Origin of the sequence: Moellerella wisconsensis (assembly GCF_022592395.1) — a bacterium.
Lineage (GTDB): Bacteria > Pseudomonadota > Gammaproteobacteria > Enterobacterales > Enterobacteriaceae > Moellerella > Moellerella wisconsensis.
Genome location: NZ_CP093242.1, coordinates 3106967 through 3128455, shown reverse-complemented (window position 1 = coordinate 3128455; position 21489 = coordinate 3106967). Strand labels below are relative to the sequence as shown.

General features: G+C 41.5%; 19 protein-coding genes. 16 read left to right on the top strand and 3 right to left on the bottom strand.

The window, feature by feature from the left end; all coding sequences use genetic code 11:
* The first annotated feature begins 20 nt into the window (after positions 1–20).
* Positions 21–1670 (top strand): Na+/H+ antiporter, encoded by a 1650-nt coding sequence (locus MNY66_RS13690; RefSeq protein ID WP_047254998.1) that lies wholly within the window; start codon positions 21–23, stop codon positions 1668–1670.
* A 17-nt stretch (positions 1671–1687) separates the two neighbouring features.
* Complete coding sequence (locus MNY66_RS13685; RefSeq protein ID WP_072057317.1) at positions 1688–2587, top strand: carboxylate/amino acid/amine transporter; 900 nt, start codon at positions 1688–1690, stop codon at positions 2585–2587.
* Here the strand turns inward: MNY66_RS13685 and metR are convergent.
* A complete protein-coding gene (gene metR / locus MNY66_RS13680; protein WP_241501080.1) occupies positions 2472–3428 on the bottom strand; it encodes an HTH-type transcriptional regulator MetR in 957 nt (318 codons plus the stop codon). The genes MNY66_RS13685 and metR overlap by 116 nt on opposite strands.
* 108 nt (positions 3429–3536) lie before the next feature.
* Between metR and metE the strand changes: the two genes are divergently transcribed.
* From metE to fdnI, 4 genes are all read left to right on the top strand, one after another.
* Entirely contained in the window at positions 3537–5816 is a 2280-nt protein-coding gene (gene metE, locus MNY66_RS13675) for a 5-methyltetrahydropteroyltriglutamate--homocysteine S-methyltransferase (protein ID WP_241501079.1), read from the top strand.
* Positions 5817–6284: 468 nt separating this feature from the next.
* Positions 6285–9332 carry a formate dehydrogenase-N subunit alpha gene (gene fdnG / locus MNY66_RS13670; RefSeq protein ID WP_241501078.1) on the top strand — a complete coding sequence of 1016 codons (3048 nt, stop codon included), beginning with the start codon at positions 6285–6287 and terminating at the stop codon, positions 9330–9332.
* An 11-nt stretch (positions 9333–9343) separates the two neighbouring features.
* Positions 9344–10234 carry a formate dehydrogenase subunit beta gene (gene fdxH, locus MNY66_RS13665; RefSeq protein WP_167308876.1) on the top strand — a complete coding sequence of 297 codons (891 nt, stop codon included), beginning with the start codon at positions 9344–9346 and terminating at the stop codon, positions 10232–10234.
* Positions 10227–10892, top strand: a complete 666-nt coding sequence (gene fdnI / locus MNY66_RS13660) for a formate dehydrogenase-N subunit gamma (RefSeq protein WP_047254672.1) — start codon at positions 10227–10229, stop codon at positions 10890–10892. The genes fdxH and fdnI overlap by 8 nt, the downstream gene beginning before the upstream one ends.
* Positions 10893–11155: 263 nt before the next feature.
* Here the strand turns inward: fdnI and MNY66_RS13655 are convergent, their stop codons facing one another.
* Positions 11156–11545 (bottom strand): YidB family protein, encoded by a 390-nt coding sequence (locus MNY66_RS13655; RefSeq protein WP_053907539.1) that lies wholly within the window; start codon positions 11543–11545, stop codon positions 11156–11158.
* Between the two features lie 345 nt (positions 11546–11890).
* On the opposite strand from MNY66_RS13655, the gene udp reads away from it, so the two are divergent.
* From udp to tatC, 10 genes are all read left to right on the top strand, one after another.
* Positions 11891–12649: a uridine phosphorylase gene (udp, locus tag MNY66_RS13650; protein WP_047254674.1), complete on the top strand. Its 759-nt coding sequence runs from the start codon at positions 11891–11893 to the stop codon at positions 12647–12649.
* 193 nt (positions 12650–12842) lie between these two features.
* Positions 12843–13625: a tyrosine-protein phosphatase gene (locus MNY66_RS13645; RefSeq protein ID WP_241501077.1), complete on the top strand. Its 783-nt coding sequence runs from the start codon at positions 12843–12845 to the stop codon at positions 13623–13625.
* A 203-nt stretch (positions 13626–13828) separates the two neighbouring features.
* Positions 13829–14389, top strand: a complete 561-nt coding sequence (locus tag MNY66_RS13640; protein WP_414738763.1) for a DedA family protein — start codon at positions 13829–13831, stop codon at positions 14387–14389.
* Positions 14390–14690: 301 nt separating this feature from the next.
* Positions 14691–16055 (top strand): DNA recombination protein RmuC, encoded by a 1365-nt coding sequence (rmuC, locus tag MNY66_RS13635; protein WP_047254694.1) that lies wholly within the window; start codon positions 14691–14693, stop codon positions 16053–16055.
* Positions 16056–16121: 66 nt separating this feature from the next.
* Positions 16122–16877, top strand: coding sequence for a bifunctional demethylmenaquinone methyltransferase/2-methoxy-6-polyprenyl-1,4-benzoquinol methylase UbiE (gene ubiE / locus MNY66_RS13630; protein WP_047254677.1), 756 nt, complete (start codon positions 16122–16124; stop codon positions 16875–16877).
* A 1-nt stretch (position 16878) separates the two neighbouring features.
* The gene (locus tag MNY66_RS13625) at positions 16879–17541 is read left to right on the top strand and encodes a ubiquinone biosynthesis accessory factor UbiJ (RefSeq protein ID WP_047254678.1); all 663 of its coding nucleotides are present in this window, start codon (positions 16879–16881) and stop codon (positions 17539–17541) included.
* A complete protein-coding gene (gene ubiB / locus MNY66_RS13620) occupies positions 17528–19162 on the top strand; it encodes a ubiquinone biosynthesis regulatory protein kinase UbiB (RefSeq protein WP_047254679.1) in 1635 nt (544 codons plus the stop codon). Before MNY66_RS13625 ends, ubiB begins: the two co-directional genes overlap by 14 nt.
* A 113-nt stretch (positions 19163–19275) precedes the next feature.
* Positions 19276–19557: a twin-arginine translocase TatA/TatE family subunit gene (gene tatA / locus MNY66_RS13615; RefSeq protein ID WP_047254680.1), complete on the top strand. Its 282-nt coding sequence runs from the start codon at positions 19276–19278 to the stop codon at positions 19555–19557.
* A gap of 9 nt (positions 19558–19566) precedes the next feature.
* Positions 19567–20118 carry a Sec-independent protein translocase protein TatB gene (gene tatB / locus MNY66_RS13610; RefSeq protein WP_047254681.1) on the top strand — a complete coding sequence of 184 codons (552 nt, stop codon included), beginning with the start codon at positions 19567–19569 and terminating at the stop codon, positions 20116–20118.
* Between the two features lie 3 nt (positions 20119–20121).
* Positions 20122–20886, top strand: coding sequence for a Sec-independent protein translocase subunit TatC (tatC, locus tag MNY66_RS13605; RefSeq protein ID WP_047254682.1), 765 nt, complete (start codon positions 20122–20124; stop codon positions 20884–20886).
* A gap of 89 nt (positions 20887–20975) precedes the next feature.
* Here tatC and rfaH read toward each other — a convergent pair whose 3' ends face one another.
* On the bottom strand, positions 20976–21470 hold the full coding sequence (gene rfaH / locus MNY66_RS13600) for a transcription/translation regulatory transformer protein RfaH (RefSeq protein WP_047254683.1): 495 nt from the start codon (positions 21468–21470) through the stop codon (positions 20976–20978).
* Positions 21471–21489: the final 19 nt, after the last annotated feature.

The following is a 21489-nucleotide window of genomic DNA, read 5'->3' as shown; positions in this document are numbered from 1 at the left end:
TCGTTATCAGTAAGGGCAACATGGAAATTTTCTTTACTATTCTTATTTTAATTTTGGCCGTCTCTATTTCTGGAGTGGTAACTAAGGTTCTTCCCTTCCGTATACCGTTACCCATTGTACAGATTGCTATTGGTGCTGCATTGGCTTGGCCTCAGTTTGGCCTACATGTAACTTTTGATCCCGAACTTTTCCTTGTATTACTTATCCCGCCACTGTTATTTGTTGATGGCTGGAAAACTCCGACCCGTGAATTTTTCCAAAATGGTCGTGAAATATTCATTTTGGTGCTAGTGCTGGTTTTAGTAACGGTCGTCGGAATTGGCTATTTAATCTATTGGATGATGCCAAGTATTCCGCTGATTGCTGCATTTGCACTGGCTGCCGTATTATCTCCTACTGATGCAGTGGCATTGTCTTCGATTGTCGGTAAAGGCCGAATGCCCAAACGGATGATGAGCATTGTAGAAGGCGAAGCATTGATGAATGATGCTTCAGGCTTGGTTGCCTTGAAGTTTGCCGTCGCGATAGCCATGGGAACCATGGTATTTACGGTCACTGGCGCGACCATTGAATTCTTTAAAGTCGCGGTCGGCGGCTTGCTGGCTGGTATTGCGGTTACTTGGATTTACAGTAAATCGTTGCGTTTAATGAGCCGCTGGAGTGGGGATGAGCCAGCGACCCAAATTGTTTTCATGCTGCTGTTACCTTTCGCCTCTTATATGATTGCGGAACATATCGGTGTGTCGGGAATTTTGGCTTCCGTGGCTGCGGGTATGACGATTACTAAATCTGGGGTTATTCGCAATGCACCTTTGGCGATGCGTCTACGTGCTGATAGCGTATGGTCGATGCTGGAATTTGTGTTTAACGGTTTAGTATTCATCATGTTGGGGCTGCAATTACCGGGCATTTGGGAAACCTCGGTTATCCAAGCGGAGCTTGATCCAAGTGTCGAAACGTGGATGCTGTTTACTGCGGTAGTCGCTATCTATTTTGCCTTATTAGTATTGCGTTTCTGTTGGTTGTGGTTGATGAAAAAATTCAGCCTATTGTTCTTGAAAAAGAAACCGCTGCAATTTGCTAATTATACCACGCGCGAATTAATGCTCTCCTCCGTTGCGGGGGTACGCGGGGCGATAACCTTGGCAGGTGCGCTCTCTGTACCGCTATTTTTACCTGATGGGTCGCCGTTCCCAGCGCGTTATCAGTTAATATTTATTGCTGCTGGCGTTATTTTATTTTCTATTTTCATCGGGGTTATTGCGCTGCCACTGTTGTTACGTAATTTCAAATTTGGTGATAAAGAAGCCGATATTAATGAAATTCGGATGGCCAAAGCGGCTATGGCCGAAGTGGCGATTGTCAGTATGAATAAAATGGAAGAGCGTTTATCGGCGGATGCGGATGAAAAGCTCGATCCAGAAGATATCAGTGAAGTTGCTTCTCGGGTGATAGGGAATCTCCGGCGGCGAACCGCTGGTCAGGACGAAATGGAACGTAATTTACTGATTGAAGATTTAGAGCGCAGATTCCGGCTAACCGCGCTGAGAGCCGAGCGAGGGGAACTTTACCATTTACGCGCAACGCGAAAAATTAGTAATGAAACTCTACATATGATGTTAACAGACTTGGATTTACTCGAAGCGCTGTTAGTTGAAAAAGAACATTAACACGAGCTGTATATAGAATGTGGTTATTAGTCATCACGACGCTGCTTTGGGCAGCGTCTTTTAGTCTGATTGGCGAGTATTTAGCCGGTCAAGTTGATAGTTGGTTTTCAGTCTTAATGCGGGTCGGTTTGGCGGCGTTGGTATTTTTACCTTTTTTACGTTGGCGAGGTATTGCGTTTAAAGTCATTGCGTTGTACATGCTGGTAGGCGCTTGCCAATTAGGAATTATGTATTTATTCGTGTTTCAGGCTTATAACTATCTAAGTGTAGCAGAATTCCTACTTTTCACGGTGTTAACACCGTTATATGTGACCTTAATTTATGATCTGCTTGAGAAGCAACGATTACGTTGGGGTTATGTGTTTAGTTCCTCATTAGCGGTAATTGGTGCGGCGATTATTCGTTATGATCAATTGAGTGAATCATTCTGGCTCGGTCTTATGTTTGTGCAGCTAGCCAATATTTCATTTGCGATAGGTCAAGTGGGCTATAAGCGTATGATGGAAATTCATCCTATGCCACAACGACAAGCCTTCTCATGGTTTTATTTAGGCGCGACCGTGGTGGCATTGCTTGGTTGGATATTCTTCGGTAATAAATCACTGCTACCAACGACGACAGCACAATGGGTAGTGCTGTGCTGGTTGGGCATTGGTGCCTCGGGTATAGGTTATTTTATGTGGAATTATGGTGCCACACAAGTCGATGCCGGTACCTTAGCTATCATGAATAACATGATGGTACCGGCAGGATTATTGGTTAACTTTGCTATCTGGCAGCAGCATCCAGATTGGTTAAGTTTCAGCATGGGTGCAAGTCTGATTGTCGCGTCGCTGTGGGTACATCGATGCTGGATCCTCTCACCGGTTTCACATAAGAAAGATGTTCAACAGCGTGCTGGCCAGCCGCGCGAGTAAATGACTCTATTGCTGGCTGTCGCTGCTCGCCTTCACGGCAGGCTGCGTATAGCCGGCTCCATAGCCCTTCTCCTAAGGTTTTGGTTACAATTAATCCTTGTCTTTCGAACGAGTCCACCGCCCAGTGTGGCAATGCTGCAATCCCCATTTTCGCCGCCACCATCTGAATTAATAATAACGTATTATCGACCGTTTTTATGCTTGGAGAGACTCCTGCTGGCTGTAAAAAATGCCGCCAGATATCAAAACGATGGCGTTGAACGGGATAGATAAGCAATGTTTCATCAATCAGATCTTGCGCTGTAATATGCAATTTATTCGCTAATGGATGGTCGTTCGATACAATTAGCCGAACTTCGTAATCAAACAGCGGTGTGTAATGCAGTGCTTGTTCATCCAGAATGTCGGATGTCATGACAATATCTAATTCTCGCGTTAATAATTCGGGTTGTGGCTCGAAGGTCACGCCAGATTTAAAATCAACCGAGACTTGCGGCCATGTTTCTCTGAATCGTTTTAATGCTGGCGTTAACCATTGAATACAACTGTGGCATTCAATCGCTATGCGCAGTGTTGAGACACCGGGCTCGTTGCAGGTTCTCATCGCATCTTTGACCAGCGGTAAAATCTGTTGTGCGAGCTGTAATAAAACTTCACCTTGTGGCGTAAAACGCAGTGGCTGGCTTTTACGTACAAATAATTTAAATCCGAGACGATGCTCTAAATCACTGAATTGATGTGATAGAGCCGACTGCGTCTGATGCAGGTGGATTGCTGTTGCTGCTAATGAGCCGTGTTGGCTGAGCGCATGCAATGTTTTTAAGTGTTTTAATTCGATCATGAGAAACCTTCACGGTGACAATGAATAATTTGCGCTTGAGCTTTATACACTACCTGTTGATTATAGATGTGTAAACATCTAGACGGCTAAATATTCTAAGGGGTCACTATGTCAGTTATTAATCACACACTAGGTTTTCCACGTATCGGTTTGAAAAGAGAACTAAAAAAAGCACAAGAGAGCTATTGGGCCGGTAAAATAAATCAACAACAATTAATTGAAACTGGACGTGAATTACGTGCACGTCACTGGCAACAACAGCACGATGCTGGCGTGGATTTACTTCCGGTGGGTGATTTCGCTTGGTACGACCAAGTATTAACCACCAGTTTATTGGTCGGCAATGTACCACCACGCCATGCAAATCAAGATGGAAGTATTGACCTCGATACATTGTTCCGTATTGCTCGTGGTCGTGCGCCGACAGGCGAGCCAGCAGCAGCGGCTGAAATGACTAAGTGGTTTAATACTAACTATCATTATATCGTGCCAGAATTCCAGCAAGGCCAAGAATTTAGCGTGTCGTGGACTCAGCTATTTGATGAAGTCGATGAAGCTCTAGCGTTGGGTCATAAAGTAAAACCAGTATTAATTGGCCCGGTTACCTATTTATGGTTAGGAAAAGTAAAAGGCGTGGCTTTTGATCGCCTAAGTCTGTTAGAGAAACTGCTGCCTGTATATCAACAAGTGTTGGAAAAACTGGCCGCCAAAGGTATTGAATGGGTACAAATTGATGAGCCGGCATTAGTGTTAGATTTGCCACCAGAATGGCAAGCGGCTTATTCAACGGCTTATGCTGCATTAGAAGGCAAAACCAAATTATTGCTGACCACATATTTTGATAGCATTGGGCATCATCTTGATTTAATTAAATCATTACCGGTTCAAGGGCTACATATTGATTTAGTTGCCGGTAAAGATGACTTGCAGAAGGTGAATAAAGCATTACCCGCAGAATGGCTGCTATCACTGGGTTTGATAAATGGACGTAATGTTTGGCGCGCAGATTTAAGCGAAAAACGAGAAAAAGCTAAAACATTGCTGGGTAAGCGTCAAATTTGGATCGGAACGTCATGTTCGTTACTGCACAGCCCGATTGATTTAAATGATGAAACTAGTTTAGATAAAGAAGTAAAAAGTTGGTTTGCTTTCGCATTACAAAAATGTGAGGAATTAGCATTATTGACGGCCGCATTAAATAATGATAATGCTGAAAATATTGCTAAATTAGAGGCTTACAGCGCACCGATTCGTGCTAGAAAAACCTCAACACGGGTTAATAATGCGGCGGTTGCCGCGCGTTTAGCGGCGATAAAGGTCGGTGATGTAGAGCGTAATAGTGCATACGTTGAACGCGCGAAGCAACAACGCGCGCGTTTTAATCTCCCATTATGGCCAACCACGACGATTGGCTCATTCCCGCAAACGACTGATATTCGTACACTGCGCTTAGATTTTAAAAAAGGTAATGTTGATATTCCAAGCTATCGTACCTGCATTAGTGAACATATTAAGCAGGCGATTAGAGAGCAGGAATTGCTGGATATTGATGTTTTGGTGCATGGTGAAGCTGAACGTAACGACATGGTCGAATATTTTGGTGAGCATTTCGATGGCTATGTATTTACTCAAAATGGTTGGGTTCAAAGTTATGGATCGCGTTGTGTTAAGCCGCCAGTTATTATCGGGGATATTAGTCGTCCTGAAGCGATTACGGTTGAATGGGCGAAGTATGCTCAATCACTGACTGAAAAACCGGTTAAAGGCATGCTTACCGGCCCGGTGACCATTCTTTGTTGGTCATTCCCACGTGAAGACGTTAGCCGTGAAACCATTGCTAAACAAATTGCTTTAGCGCTGCGTGATGAAGTGGATGATTTACAAAAAGCGGGCATTGGCATTATTCAAATCGATGAACCTGCATTACGCGAAGGGTTACCGCTGCGCCAGGACGAATGGCAAGATTATCTTAAATGGGCGGTTGATGCGTTTAAACTGAGTGCCGCTATTGCTGAAGATAATACTCAAATTCACACTCATATGTGTTATTGCGAGTTCAATGACATCATGGATTCGATTGCCGCGCTGGATGCAGATGTGATAACCATTGAAACCTCGCGTTCAGATATGGAATTACTGGAATCGTTTGAACACTTTGATTATCCAAATGAAATTGGCCCCGGCGTATATGATATCCACTCGCCCAATGTCCCGAGCGTAGAATGGATTGTGGCATTATTGAGAAAAGCCTCTGATCGCATTGCGGTTGAACGGTTGTGGGTAAATCCTGATTGTGGTTTGAAAACTCGTGGTTGGACAGAGACGCGTCAAGCACTGGCTAACATGGTGGCAGCGGCAAAACAATTGCGCAGTGAAACTAAAGTTTGAAGTTTACATTAAAGTTAAATATAGAATTAATGGTTAATAATAGAGACATGTAACAATTAATATGTTTATCCCAATGCCCATCAATATTATTGATGGGCATTATTTTATATATTAAATAATAAAATTTACTTTATATATAAATGTATATTGTGTATGTTGAGTTTAATGTAATACTTTAGTGGTATTATTAATTGCTCTAATATGTTTAATAATTAAAGTGAGCTGTTTATTATAATTAATTCTATTTTTTCATATTATTTTTAATTTATTTTTTGAATTTTAGGTTTTTTCTTAATCCTTATAAAACCCTTTTATTTCAATTGGTTGAGTTTATTCCTATGACTGTTTTATTTTTATTAATAATAATTAAATATCTAATGTTACTTTTTTTGATTTTAAACAATATATAAGCGATCTAGGCTGATATTCTGCTGGTCAATTTTTACAAAAATAATAAAAGAGGAAGCAATGAATTTCAGCCGCAGACAGTTTTTTAAAATCTGTGCCGGCGGAATGGCGAGTACCACAATTGCAGCTCTAGGTTTTATGCCCGGCTTGGCGATGGCCAATGTTCGAGAATATAAATTACTGAGATCGAAAGAAACCCGCAATACTTGTACTTATTGTTCTGTTGGCTGTGGATTATTAATTTATAGTATGGGCGATGGCGCGATGAATGCAAAATCGTCTATTTTTCATATTGAAGGTGATGCTGATCACCCTGTTAACCGTGGCGCATTATGTCCAAAAGGGGCAGGGCTTATCGATTATATTCATAGTGAAGGGCGCTTACGTTATCCTGAATATCGCGCTCCAGGGTCTAATAAATGGCAGCGTATTAGCTGGGATGATGCCTTTTCCCGTATTGCTCGTTTAATGAAAGACGATCGCGATGCTAATTTTATTGAAAAAAATAGCCAAGGAACCCCGGTAAACCGTTGGTTATCTACCGGTATGCTGTGTGCTTCTGCCGCCAGTAATGAAACAGGCATATTAACTCAAAAATTTACTCGCTCGCTCGGTATGCTAGCGGTTGATAACCAAGCGCGTGTCTGACACGGACCAACGGTAGCAAGTCTTGCTCCAACATTTGGTCGCGGTGCGATGACCAACCACTGGGTTGATATTAAAAATGCCAACGTTATCATGGTGATGGGTGGGAATGCCGCAGAGGCACATCCTGTCGGATTCCGCTGGGCCATGGAAGCGAAAAATAACAATGATGCAACATTAATTGTCGTCGATCCGCGTTTTACGCGTACGGCATCAGTCGCCGATCATTACGTGCCTATTCGCTCCGGAACAGATATTACCTTTTTATCTGGCGTTTTGCGTTATCTCATTGAAAATAACAAAATAAATGTAGAGTATGTCAAGCACTATACCAACGCCTCTTTGTTGGTTCGAGACGATTTCAGTTTCGATGACGGGCTATTTAGCGGCTATGATGCAGAAAAACGCCAGTATGATAAAACCAGTTGGAATTATCAATTTGACGAGAACGGTTTTGCCAAACGCGATGACAGTTGGCAGCATCCTCGCTGTGTATGGAATTTATTAAAGCAGCATATCTCTCGTTATACTCCTGAAATTGTTGAAAATATTTGTGGAACATCACAAGCTGATTTTCTGAAAGTCTGTGAAATCCTTGCGACAACGTCAAGTGCTGATCGCACAACAACCTTTTTATATGCACTGGGTTGGACGCAACATACCGTCGGCTCGCAAAATATCCGTACTATGGCAATGATCCAATTATTGCTTGGCAATATGGGTATGGCGGGAGGCGGTATTAATGCTTTGCGCGGTCACTCAAATATTCAGGGATTAACCGATTTAGGATTACTTTCCACGAGTCTACCGGGCTATTTAAGCCTGCCTTCTGAAAAACAAACTAACATTGAAAGCTATTTGCAGGCCAATACCCCTGTAGCTACTTTACCGAATCAGGTTAACTACTGGAGTAATTACCCCAAATTTTTCGTCAGTTTAATGAAGTCATTTTATGGGGATGCGGCGCAAAAAGACAATCAATGGGGTTTTGATTGGTTGCCAAAATGGGATCAATCTTACGATGTGATTAAATATTTTGACATGATGAGTAAAGGCCAAGTAACCGGTTATATTTGTCAGGGCTTTAATCCCGTCGCATCGTTCCCGGATAAAAATAAGGTGGTTAGTTGCCTCAGTAAGTTAAAATATTTGGTCATTATTGATCCTTTAGTCACTGAAACCTCGACTTTTTGGCAGCATCACGGCGAAATGAACGACGTCGATCCTGCTACCATTCAGACTGAAGTTTTCCGTCTTCCATCGACTTGCTTTGCTGAAGAAGACGGCTCTATCGCTAACTCTGGACGTTGGTTGCAATGGCATTGGAAAGCTGCGGATGCCCCGGGCGAAGCGCGTAACGACGGACAAATATTAGCGGGATTACTGGACAAAATTCGTCAATTGTATGCTTCAGAAGGCGGTAAAGGGACTGAGCCGTTAATGCGTATGCGTTGGGATTATAAACAGCCATTTCATCCAGAATCAGAAGAAATGGCTAAAGAAAATAATGGAATAGCGTTAGTTGATTTGTATGATGCCGATGGCAATTTACAAGCTAAAAAAGGCCAGTTATTGAATTCTTTTGCTTTATTACGGGATGACGGTTCTACCGCTTCTTCGTGCTGGATTTATAGCGGTTGCTGGACCGAGCAGGGCAATCAAATGGCCAAACGCGATAATAGTGATCCATCGGGGCTGGGGAATACTCTCGGTTGGGCTTGGGCATGGCCATTGAATCGCCGAATTATTTATAACCGTGCCTCTGCGGATCCTCAAGGAAAACCCTGGGATAAAAATCGGGTTGTTATCGAGTGGAAGGGTAACAAATGGGTCGGCAATGACGTTCCTGATTTTAATACCTCTGCACCAGATGTAGGAACTTCACCTTTTATTATGCAACCTGAAGGGTTGGGACGATTATTTGCCATTGATAAAATGGCTGAAGGGCCGTTCCCTGAACATTATGAACCGGTTGAAACGCCTTTAGGGACTAATCCACTGCATCCTAATGTAGTCTCTAACCCGGCCGCGCGTATTTTCTTAGAAGATCAACAACGCTTGGGGAACCACCAAGATTATCCTTATGTGGGAACCACTTATCGATTAACTGAACATTTCCATACTTGGACCAAGCATGCGCGCTTAAACGCGATTGCTCAGCCAGAACAATTTGTTGAAATTAGCCAAACGTTAGCACAACAAAAAGGTATCAATAACGGCGATAAAGTCACGGTTAGCAGTAAACGCGGCTTTATTCGTGCTATTGCCGTTGTTACCGCGCGCTTGCAAGCTTTGCACGTGGATGGAAAATCGATTGAAACTATCGGTATTCCTATTCACTGGGGCTTTGAAGGTCAGGCGCAAAAAGGATTTATTGCTAACACATTAACGCCATCAGTGGGTGACGCAAATTCTCAGACACCTGAGTATAAAGCGTTTTTAGTTAACATTGAGAAGGCGTAGAGGAGGAAATTATGTCCATGCAATCTCAAGACATTATTAAACGTTCTGCGACCAATAGCATTACGCCTCCTCCTCAGGTGCGAGACGATAAATTTGAAGTCGCTAAGCTGATCGACGTATCTACCTGTATTGGCTGCAAAGCGTGCCAGGTAGCTTGCTCTGAATGGAATGATATCCGTGACGACGTCGGTCATTGTACCGGGGTTTATGATAATCCGACGGATCTAAGTGCGAAATCATGGACGGTAATGCGTTTTAGTGAAACCAAAGAAAACGGTAAATTAGAGTGGCTGATCCGCAAAGATGGCTGTATGCACTGTGCAGAACCGGGTTGTTTAAAAGCATGCCCATCGGCGGGAGCGATAATCCAATATGCCAACGGGATAGTTGATTTCCAATCAGCGCATTGTATTGGCTGCGGTTATTGTATTGCTGGTTGTCCTTTCAATATTCCACGCCTTAATCCCAAAGATAATCGCGTATATAAATGCACCTTATGTGTCGACAGGGTGAGCGTAGGGCAAGAGCCTGCGTGTGTTAAAACCTGCCCGACCGGTGCAATTCATTTCGGAACTAAACGGGATATGCTTGATATCGCAGAGGAACGAGTCGATAAGCTGAAAAAACGCGGTTTTGCGCAAGCAGGTGTTTATAATCCCTCCAGTGTCGGGGGTACGCATGTTATGTATGTGCTACAACATGCCGATAAGCCTCAGCTTTATCACGGGTTACCTAAAGATCCACACATTGATACTCCGATTGATTTATGGAAAGGCATCTTGAAGCCACTCTCAGTCGTCGGGTTTATTGCGACTTTTGCCGGGCTGATTTTCCACTATGTAGGCATTGGCCCGAATAAAGAAGTCAGCGATGAAGACGAGGAGGACGATAATCATGACTAAACAGAGCAAAATGATTGTTCGGACGAAGTTTATCGACCGAGCCTGTCACTGGCTGGTGGTGATCTGCTTTTTCTTGGTTGCCTTATCGGGATTGGCGCTGTTTTTTCCGACATTACAATGGCTAACTGAAACTTTTGGTACGCCACAAATGGGGAGGATCCTGCATCCTTTCTTTGGTGTATTGATTTTTATTGTACTGATGTTCATGTTTGCACGCTTTGTGAAACACAATATTCCCGATAAACAAGATGTACCGTGGATAAAAAATATTGTGGAAGTCCTTAAAGGCAATGAGCATCACGTTGCCTATGTCGGGAAATACAATGCCGGGCAAAAAATGATGTTCTGGAGCATCATGAGCATGATTTTTGTCTTGCTGATCACCGGTGTGATTATCTGGCGTCCATATTTTGCTGATTTCTTCCCTATGTGGACAGTTCGCTGGAGCCTGTTTATCCACGCGGCCGCCGCGATCATTTTGATCCACGCCATATTAATCCATATGTATATGGCTTTCTGGGTCAAGGGATCGATAAAAGGCATGGTAGAAGGAAAAGTGAGCCGTCGATGGGCGAAAAAACATCATCCGCGCTGGTATAAAGAAGTCGAAGCTAACGAAGCCGAAGCTAAAGAAGCTCAGCAGGAAAAAGCAGAATAGATCGAATGTTTTAAACCGCTAATAATTGATCCGCTGTTCACGCTCTATCGAGTAAGGTTATGGCGGATTTTTTATTTTGCGCTGAGCCTGATGGCAGGCCAGCAAGAATCAAGCGGTGGTGCAGAATAGGCTGAAGATTACCGACCATTAACGTAATTGCTATTCAATCGATGGGATTGATTTTCAGCTCTATTCTGTTTCTGTTTTTTATCGATTTACCCTATCAGTATATTATTAAGCCCAAAAATACTTAGGCCACAAGGTTAACCGAACAGTTTTTCTTTCAGCATATTCATGCCAATTGTGGATAAATCGAGATCAGCGGGAACTTCACCATTAGGGGTGGCGTTATCAATCAAGCGGGGTAAATATTTTGCAACTAAAGATGTCGCTTCGGTAGTGTCGATACCGACTTTATCCGCCAGTTGCTGAATATCAACATTCCCAAAGATTTGTGTTAGCTGGCTGACACTGACAGGTAAGTTTTCTGAATTACCAATCCATGACTGAATTAATTCTCCCAATCCTTGTTGATTAAATTTCTCAATCAGACCTTGGATCCCACCTTGTTTTTCAATCCAACTAATTACTGATTGAAATTGGTTCATTTTATCGCCAGCAACCATGGTGACTAGCTGATCAAATAAGCCCATGTTGACTCCTTATTAAAGCAATGAGTGACTCAAATGTTAAATAATGAGTCAAAGAGTGGGCTATTTTCAGCAATTTCTGGCTGGCGTCAATCAGAAAACTGAATTTTTACTGTTTTTACTTATATACACTTATTTTGAGATTTAACTGGTTATACTCTCTGTAGCTAAAGTTGAATTAAATCTGAACGATAGCTGAACTATGGTGATTTAGATCTCATATTTATGAAAATGTTACTTATTACTTTTTATAATTAGTGACGGGCGTCACTAACTTTATGGCTGAGTGACGTTATATTATCCACATGAGATGTAATTTTATGAATTTACTGCGTTAAGGAGTCTGAAATGTCTGATGTTTTCCACTTGGGTTTGAAAAAAAGCGACTTACAAGGTGCAACACTGGCGATAGTTCCGGGAGATCCAAAACGTGTTGAGAAAATTGCTCGTTTGATGGATAACCCTGTTCATCTGGCTTCATTACGTGAATTTACTTCATGGCGTGGCGAAGTTGACGGTAAAGCGGTCATTGTTTGCTCAACCGGTATCGGAGGTCCATCAACCTCTATCGCTGTTGAAGAGTTAGCACAATTGGGGATTAATACCTTCCTGCGTATTGGTACTACCGGTGCAATTCAAGAAAATATCAATGTTGGTGATGTGTTAGTTACGACCGCATCAGTCCGTTTAGACGGTGCTAGCCAACATTTTGCTCCATTAGAATATCCGGCGGTTGCTGATTTTGAATGTACTAACGCGTTGTATGCTGCCGCAAAAGATGCCGGTGCCGTGGTTCATGTCGGTGTAACTGCATCTTCAGATACCTTCTATCCAGGACAAGAACGTTACGACACTTATACTGGTCGTGTTGTTAGCCGTTTCAAAGGTTCAATGAAAGAATGGCAACAAATGGGTGTTATGAACTACGAAATGGAATCAGCCACATTATTAACTATGTGCTCGAGCCAAGGCTTACGCTCAGGTATGGTTGCGGGTGTTATTGTTAATCGTACACAACAAGAAATACCCAACGAAGAATTATTGAAAAAAACCGAAAGCAATGTGTTAGGCATTGTGGTTGACGCCGCTCGTCGTTTATTGAAATAAATAATTTTTAGCGGGTTAGGTTACTGGTGGTTAACTGTGCTCAGTTTGTCGCCAGTAACATTCCTGATTAAAAGAAACTATCCTCCTCAATATTTATTGTCTATCTGTTGTTTTCTATCTCTCGCTCACTCGTTTTTTTCTGCAGAAAATCTGTTAATGTCATTATTTCTGATAAAATCTTATAAGAGGAATTATGTCTACATTAACTGAGCTACATTCATCGGTCTTACCTCTGCAAGGCGGAATTAACTTTCGTGACTTAGGCGGCAAAACTCTGGCCAATGGGACGAAGATTAAGCCGGGTTTACTATTTCGCGCGGGAGCTTTAGACCAATTGACCTCCGATGATTTAGTTTTCTTACAGGCACAAAATTTGTACCAAATTCTAGATTATCGTGATGCGGTAGAGACCAAAGATAAACCCGATAAGATTTGGGACGGCGCGGCTTATTTTCATGCGCCGGCCAATCCTTTAGCTAAAAAAGTGAGTGCTAACTTAGAAAAACTCACGCCGGATATTTTAGAACAATTTGATCCCCAAGCTTTTATGTTTAAATTATATGAATTACTGCCTTTAAATAACCCGGCCTATCATCAATTGGTGAGCTTGCTTAAACAGCCGGAAAAAGGGGGAATTGTTCAACATTGCGCGGTGGGTAAAGACCGAACAGGCGTGGGTTCAGCGTTGGTTTTATTGGCGCTAGGGGCGGATTTGGATACAGTGATGGAAGATTATTTGCTAACTCATCAAACCCTAGCATCTTATCGTCAACATTTACTTGAACAGCATGCCGAAACGATGAGCGCAAGTATCGTAAAAAAATTCGAATATGTTTATTCAGTTCGTGAAGATTTTTTGCTAACCGCACTAGAAAGCATTAATCGGCATTACGGCAGTATTGATACTTGGTTAGCGACAGATTTTGCCCTCGATACCGCTGCCAGACAGTCACTGCAAGATTATTTTCTTGAATAATATTTTCTTGAATAATATTTTCTTGGATTATGTGATTGTTTATTCTTAGTTCATTGAGGTTAAGTTAGGATTATCGCCATGCAATATAAATTGCTGGCGTAGCCTATTAGGTTTAATTAATCTATTAATTAGAATAAACCAATTATTAATCAATAATATAAATTATTCCTCGTATTTAACTTCCAGTAATTATGCTGATTCAAATGAATGATTTACCTATCATTGGGAGAGATCCGTTGACGCTACACGATATAGTTACCCTAATCACTGATTTTACTCGGCAACATGAAATATGGGCGTTACCGATTGTATTTCTACTCGCTTTCGGTGAATCATTAGCTTTTATCTCACTATTATTACCTGCAACGGTCATTTTGTTGGGCATGGGGGCGCTGATTGGTGAAAGTGGCCTAGCGTTTTGGCCTATTTGGCTGGTGGCTGCGCTTGGTGCTTTCTTTGGTGATTGGCTGTCTTATTGGTTTGGATTTCACTATAAAGATAATGTTCGGGGGATGTGGCCGATTTCTCGTAAGCCGCAAATGATTGATCGAGGACACCGTTTTTTCGATAAATGGGGCGTTTGGGGAGTCTTTGTTGGCCGTTTCTTTGGTCCGTTTAGAGCGGTGATCCCATTGATTGCTGGTATTTGCAGTATGCCACAGCGATATTTTCAAACGGCTAATTTATTGTCAGCTATGATTTGGGCGTTTGGTATTTTAGCTCCAGGGGCATTTGGATTACGCTGGATTGCAGGTTGGATGTAAAAATAGCGAGCTGGTTGGCAAATATTGGACGATAGGGAATTCACCACTGGACACTTATCTCGTATCCTTTTACTTTATTGCATAGCTGCTAATAAGATATACCCTAAGCTATTTATTAAGCCATCAAGCTATATTATTTATAACTTAAACGATGAAATAAAATGCCCAAGTTGAGAAGATACTATCAGCTTAGTTGAATAGCGATTTAGAGTAAATTGGCGTTGTGGATAGTATTAGGCCACGGATAGCTTAATGGCATATTTATGTCATTGAAAATAGTTTTAAATCTAAGGAAATCATGGTGGATACCTCTTTATTGTATGCAGTTATAGGCACGTTATGCGGTATTTTGCTCGGTGCAATAGCTGTATGGTGGTCTATCTCGCAAAAAATAAATGATAAGGATAATGAATTACGCGAGGTGAGTCGTTTATTGGCCATGAGTGAGGAGAAAAACATCCACCTTACGCATTGGAAAGATGAATCCATTCGTTTAGATCAAGAGTTGCGAACTCAGCGAGATATCAATCGTGAGCAAGAAGTTGAATTACGCGAAATAGCCACGCGATTAGAGCAAACTCAATTAGCATATGAAGAAAAACAACGGATACTAATCAATAGTGAACAGCGATTAAATACTCAGTTTGAAAACTTAGCTAATCGCATTTTTGAACAGAATGAGCGGCGTGCAACAGAACATAATCGTCAAAGTTTGATCTCTTTATTAACGCCATTTCGTGAACAGTTGGACGGTTTTCGCCGGCAAGTACAAGATAGTTTTGGGCAAGAAGCTCGCGAACGACACACGTTGGCTCACGAAATTCGTCAGTTACAACAATTAAATAGCCTGATGGCAAAAGAAGCGGTTAATCTCACCCGCGCATTAAAAGGCGACAATAAAATCCAAGGTAATTGGGGCGAGACTATTTTAGCGCGGATTTTAGAAGCTTCTGGTTTGCGCAAAGGCTATGAATTTGAAACCCAGGTCAGTATTAATACTGGGCATAATAGCCGTTATCAGCCTGATGTTATTATTCGTTTACCCGAAGGCAAAGATATTGTTGTTGATGCTAAAATGTCGCTAACTGCTTATGAGCAGTATTTTAATAGTGACGATAGTGAAATCCAAGCGCAAGCACTACGCAACCACATAGCATCAATTAGAAATCATATTAAGCTATTGAGTAATAAAGATTATCATCAATTGCCGGGGCTTCGATCATTAGACTATGTATTGATGTTTATTCCTGTCGAACCCGCGTATTTGGTGGCACTGCGAGAAGCGCCTGAATTACTTGATGAAGGGCTGAAACATAATATTATGCTTGTCTGCCCATCAACATTGTTAGTTGCTGTCCGTACGATTAATAACTTATGGCGTTATGAACGTCAAAGTCAAAATGCACAAGAAATTGCGACAAGAGCTGCTAAAATGTATGACAAAATGCGTTTATTTGTTGATGATATGCAGCTCTTAGGAACTAGCTTGACCAAAGCACAGGCGACTTATCAATCAGCAATGAAACGTTTAGCTGAAGGACGAGGGAATTTGATCAGTCAAGCTGAAGGATTTCGTGAATTAGGCGTCGAAATAAAGCAGCCTATAGATCCTCTGCTGGCAGATAAAGCGACCGGGTCATATTGTGCGGGATCATCGAGTTCCTAATAGGGTTTTAGCGCAAAGACTGTTACAATTCTCACCAAAGTTTGAAATATAAGCAGGCATACATAAATGGCAGATCAATCTAAAGAAACCACTGATTTTGGTTTCCGCAAAGTAGGCAAAAATGAAAAAGAAGGCCTAGTTGCGAATGTTTTTCACTCTGTAGCTTCAAAATATGACTTAATGAATGATGTTATGTCTTTTGGCATTCACCGTATTTGGAAGCGTTTTACTATTGAAGCCAGTGGTGTCCGACGTGGACAGCGTGTGCTTGATCTGGCGGGTGGAACTGGTGATTTAACCGCTAAATTTTCTCGATTGGTTGGTGAAAAAGGTGAAGTTGTTCTTGCCGATATCAACGACTCGATGCTTAAAATGGGACGCGAAAAACTGCGTGACTCGGGGATTGTTGGCAACGTAAATTATGTTCAAGCCAATGCAGAAGAATTACCGTTCCCTGATAATTATTTTGATTGTATTACTATTTCGTTTGGTTTACGTAATGTAACGGATAAAAATAAAGCCTTACGCTCTATGTTCCGTGTGCTAAAACCCGGCGGACGTTTATTAGTCTTGGAATTTTCTAAACCTATCTTCCAGCCGCTAAATAAAGCCTATGATACTTATTCTTTCCATATCCTCCCGCGTATTGGTCAAGTGATTGTTAACGATGCAGATAGTTATCGCTATTTAACGGAGTCTATCCGTATGCATCCAGACCAAGAAACCTTGAAGTCGATGATGGAAGACGCCGGTTTTGATCAAGTCTCTTATGACAATATGACTGGCGGTATTGTTGCTTTACACAAAGGATTTAAATTTTAAGATGGATATGCCATCAGCATCAGCAAAAAATACTATTTTAAATCATGTGGCTATCTATTCAGCTGTCACTGCGTTAATGGAAACCTGTTTAAATAGATTGCTATTTAAAGAGGGGGTCTTAAAGCCAGCGAGAACCCGTCTCACGGGTAAGACAATGTCTATTGATTTAAAAGAGTTGGATAAAGCATTAACACTGGTGTTTAGTGATAACCATGTTGATGTTTTAAGTCAATGGAGCGAGCCTGCTGATTGCACCCTCAGAACCTCTGTTTTTACATTGATTAAACTGAAAGATAAGCAGCAACTTTCACGACTGATCAATCAAGGTGATGTGGTTATTGAGGGTGATATGCAAGTTGTCCAACATTGGTCTACTTTGTTGGATTTAGCCGAGTGGGATCCCGCGCATTATTTAGCACCTTATATTGGCGATGTTGTTGCTGAAGGCATTAGCCAATTTTTGCGCAAAGGGACGGGGCTTGCGGCGCATTTACTCTCTCGCCAGAAAACCTATTTGCAAGAAACGCTTATTGAAGAGTGGAAAATGGCCCCCGGGCCTCTGGAATTAATGTATTTTAGCTCTCAAGTAGAGCAGGTATCGACTGAACTGTCTCAGCTTGAACAACGCTTAAAGCAGCTGGAGGAGAAGCATGACACCCGGTGAATTAAAACGACTTTATTTCATTATTCGGGTATTTCTCTCTTATGGGTTGGATGAATTAATACCAAAAATCAAATTAACTATCCCTTTACGTATCGGGCGTTATGGTTTTTTTTGGATTAAAAATCAGCATAAAGATAAAGAGTTAGGTCAACGATTAAGACTCGCATTACAAGAACTTGGGCCGGTTTGGATTAAATTTGGTCAGATGCTTTCTACTCGACGTGATTTATTTCCCCCGGCGATAGCTGATCAACTGTGTCTATTACAAGATAAAGTCGCTAGCTTTGACGGCAAATTAGCGCGTCAATATATTGAAGATTCCCTTGGTGGATCGTTAGAAAACTGGTTCGATGATTTTGATGAGACTGCACTTGCTTCTGCTTCTATTGCTCAAGTACATACCGCTAAATTAAAAGAGAATGGCAAGCAAATTGTCATAAAAGTTATTCGCCCAGATATTCTTCCGGTGATCAAGGCTGATATGCGTCTAATGTATCGCATTGCAAGCTGGGTTCCTCTCTTGCCTGATGGTCGACGTCTGCGGCCGAAAGAAGTTGTGAAGGAATATGAAAAAACGCTAATAGATGAGTTAAATTTATTGCGTGAATCAGCCAATGCGATTCAATTACGCCGCAACTTTGAAAACAGCGCAATGCTGTATATTCCTGAAGTCTACTCTGATTATTGCCGTGAGAATGTCATGGTAATGGAGCGTATCTACGGCATCCCGGTTTCCGATATTCAGGCGCTGGAAGCTCAGGGGACCAATATGAAGTTGCTAGCAGAAAGAGGTGTAAAAGTCTTCTTTACTCAAGTATTTAGAGATAGCTTCTTTCATGCGGATATGCACCCGGGCAATATCTTCGTCAGTTATGATCACCCAGAAGATCCACTGTATATTGGTATCGATTGCGGTATTGTTGGCTCATTAAATAAAGAAGATAAACGCTATTTGGCTGAAAACTTTATCGCTTTTTTTAATCGCGATTATCGTAAAGTCGCTGAGCTGCATGTAGATTCGGGTTGGGTTCCTGTCGATACTAATGTTGAAGATTTTGAATTTGCTATTCGTACGGTATGTGAGCCGATTTTTGAAAAACCATTATCAGAAATTTCATTTGGCCATGTGTTATTAAATTTATTTAATACTGCCCGTCGCTTTAATATGGAAGTTCAGCCTCAACTCGTTTTATTGCAAAAAACATTATTATACGTTGAAGGATTAGGTCGCCAGCTCTATCCGCAGCTCGATTTATGGAAAACAGCTAAACCTTTCCTTGAGGATTGGATTTTAAGCCAAGTTGGGCTTCCTGCTATCACTAAAGCGCTAAAAGAAAAAGCACCTTATTGGGCTGAAAAAATGCCTGAGATCCCTGATTTAATTTATGGCGCGCTGCGTCAGCATAAATACCTGCAAAATAGCCTCGATGGATTATCAAAAGAGCTTAAAAATCAGCGGGTGAACCAGCGAAAGTCACAATATCTATTAGGAATAGGTGCAACATTTATTTTATGTGGTAGTTTGTTCTATCTTTCCGATTCAGTAAAAATATCTGCTGCGTTTATGTTTGCAGGGGCGTTGTCTTGGTTGTTAGGATGGTGTAAATCAGGGAAAAACTGAGGTAAGTTTGTTTTCAAACAAACTTACCAGCATGTTAACTGTTTCCGTATTTAATTTGGGTTGTATATAATGGGCTCATTAGTCTTGATCCCACTTCTATAGAGGTAAAAACGATGGAATCAACAATCGCAATGGCAGCTTTCGGAAGCCCATGGCAGCTTATTATTATCGCTCTTTTAGTTATTCTAATTTTCGGCACTAAAAAATTGCGTTCTCTGGGCTCCGATCTTGGTGAATCCTTAAAAGGCTTCAAAAAAGCCATTAATGATGAAGATACCAATAAAGCTGACAAATCAGAACAAACTAATGATGCTGACTTTGAAACTAAAAATATCGCTCAACAGAAAACAGCCGATAAAGCTGATAGCAGTGTTGAGAGCAAAAATAAACAGTAGGGTTAAACCGTGTTTGATATAAGTTTTCCTGAGTTACTCTTGGTTGCGGTGATTGGCCTGGTTGTTTTAGGGCCAGAACGCTTGCCTGTAGCTGTAAGAACAGTTGCCGGTTGGATCCGAGCGATGCGTTCTCTTGCTGCCAATGTACAAAATGAACTCTCGCAAGAGTTTAAATTGCAAGAGCTACAGGAAAGCCTGAAAAAAGTTGAGGAAAAAGCGGGACTACAGGCGCTTTCTCCTGAACTGAAACAGTCTATGGATGAGCTTCGGCAGGCTGCTGAGTCACTGAAACAAAGCTACAGTTCATCGGCTGAGAGCATTAGCGATGAATTGAAAAAAGCGACAGAGTTAACTGAAAACTACGACGTTGCCGTAAAACAAGCTAGTGATCCTGAAAAAACATCAAACGAAAATGATCCTGATCCTGAGGTCGCCGCCAAAATGGCTTCTGTGGTAGAGACTGAATCTATCTTAGAGCCTGCCCATACTCCGGCAGCACCAGACAAACTAGCTACCTCAGAAGTAAAGAAAAGTTCTCATCAAAATCATAGTGAAAACTAAAACATGGCTGTTAATGATACACAACCGCTCATTAGTCATTTAATTGAGTTAAGAAAACGTTTACTCAACTGTTTAATTACCGTATTGGTGGTTTTCTTTGCTCTTGCCTATTTTTCTAATGATATTTATCGATTAGTTGCCGCGCCGTTAATTGATAAATTGCCTATGGGCTCTCAGATGAGTGCAACTGATGTTGCCTCGACCTTTTTTACCCCCATTAAGCTGACAATCATGGTTTCCGTTTTTCTTTCGGTACCTATGATTTTATATCAAATTTGGGCATTCATTGCGCCGGCATTATATAAACATGAACGTAGATTAATGCTGCCATTACTGGTTTCCAGTAGTTTTCTCTTTTATTTAGGCATGGCGTTTGCTTATTTTGTGGTGTTTCCATTGGCGTTTGGTTTTTTCGTTAAAACAACGCCAGAAAGTGTTAATTTTATCCCTGATATCAGTAAATATTTAAGCTTTGTCATGACCTTATTTATGGCATTCGGTGCTGCATTTGAAGTGCCTATTGCCATCATTTTACTGTGTTGGACGGGGGTAACTACGCCACAGTCATTGAAACGTAAACGACCGTATATTTTGGTGGGCGCATTTATTGTTGGAATGTTTTTAACTCCGCCGGATGTACTGTCTCAAACGTTATTGGCCGTACCGATGTATTTACTGTTTGAGCTAGGGGTATTGCTATCTAATTTTTATGTGGGTAAGAGCCGCAAAGATTACCAGAATGAGCAGGCAGAAAATCAAGACGAGTGACATAGCCCTTTCAAGCTGACAAAAAAAACCGCTGATGAGATTAATCGCGGTTTTTTTATGGCTGAAGTAAAACTAAAAAGCAGTAAGAGTTAGTTATCTAGTTTTTTAAACAGTCGGTTATCTAACGATTTTGGTACATTTTGATTTAAGATATTTAGAAATAGTATCGAACGTTTCTCGCCATCCGGTTCTTTATAAATAGCTTCAATACCAGCAAAAATACCCTCGAGTATAACCACTTTATCGCCATCAATCGGAGTTGATGGTTCAGTTAGTGATTGAGACATAGCCAAAGTAAAGGTTTCAATGAGTTTGTCCGGAACTACGGTTGGGTATTGACCAAAGCGAACAAAATGACTGACTCCACGCGTTGATTGAATGGTCGTGGTATGAATTTTCTCATGGTCAAACTTCACAAATAGGTAGTTAGGAAATAGCGCTTCGGTTACTTTAGCTCGTTTTCCTCTGACTACTTTTTCCATTTCAACCATCGGGGTCATACAGTCAACAAATTGACGGGTCAGGTGTTCGATTGCCCTATCTATTTGGCCTCGTTTACAGTAAAGAAGGTACCATTTTTCCATAATATTGGCTCATTATTAA

Excerpts from the sequence above, each read along its gene's own strand:
- MNY66_RS13690 (WP_047254998.1), top strand. The coding sequence starts at position 21 with ATGGAAATTTTCTTTACTATTCTTATTTTAATTTTGGCCGTCTCTATT.
- MNY66_RS13685 (WP_072057317.1), top strand. The coding sequence starts at position 1,688 with ATGTGGTTATTAGTCATCACGACGCTGCTTTGGGCAGCGTCTTTTAGT.
- metR (WP_241501080.1), bottom strand. The coding sequence starts at position 3,428 with ATGATCGAATTAAAACACTTAAAAACATTGCATGCGCTCAGCCAACAC.
- metE (WP_241501079.1), top strand. The coding sequence starts at position 3,537 with ATGTCAGTTATTAATCACACACTAGGTTTTCCACGTATCGGTTTGAAA.
- fdxH (WP_167308876.1), top strand. The coding sequence starts at position 9,344 with ATGTCCATGCAATCTCAAGACATTATTAAACGTTCTGCGACCAATAGC.
- fdnI (WP_047254672.1), top strand. The coding sequence starts at position 10,227 with ATGACTAAACAGAGCAAAATGATTGTTCGGACGAAGTTTATCGACCGA.
- MNY66_RS13655 (WP_053907539.1), bottom strand. The coding sequence starts at position 11,545 with ATGGGCTTATTTGATCAGCTAGTCACCATGGTTGCTGGCGATAAAATG.
- udp (WP_047254674.1), top strand. The coding sequence starts at position 11,891 with ATGTCTGATGTTTTCCACTTGGGTTTGAAAAAAAGCGACTTACAAGGT.
- MNY66_RS13645 (WP_241501077.1), top strand. The coding sequence starts at position 12,843 with ATGTCTACATTAACTGAGCTACATTCATCGGTCTTACCTCTGCAAGGC.
- MNY66_RS13640 (WP_414738763.1), top strand. The coding sequence starts at position 13,829 with ATGAATGATTTACCTATCATTGGGAGAGATCCGTTGACGCTACACGAT.
- ubiE (WP_047254677.1), top strand. The coding sequence starts at position 16,122 with ATGGCAGATCAATCTAAAGAAACCACTGATTTTGGTTTCCGCAAAGTA.
- MNY66_RS13625 (WP_047254678.1), top strand. The coding sequence starts at position 16,879 with ATGGATATGCCATCAGCATCAGCAAAAAATACTATTTTAAATCATGTG.
- ubiB (WP_047254679.1), top strand. The coding sequence starts at position 17,528 with ATGACACCCGGTGAATTAAAACGACTTTATTTCATTATTCGGGTATTT.
- tatA (WP_047254680.1), top strand. The coding sequence starts at position 19,276 with ATGGAATCAACAATCGCAATGGCAGCTTTCGGAAGCCCATGGCAGCTT.
- tatC (WP_047254682.1), top strand. The coding sequence starts at position 20,122 with ATGGCTGTTAATGATACACAACCGCTCATTAGTCATTTAATTGAGTTA.
- rfaH (WP_047254683.1), bottom strand. The coding sequence starts at position 21,470 with ATGGAAAAATGGTACCTTCTTTACTGTAAACGAGGCCAAATAGATAGG.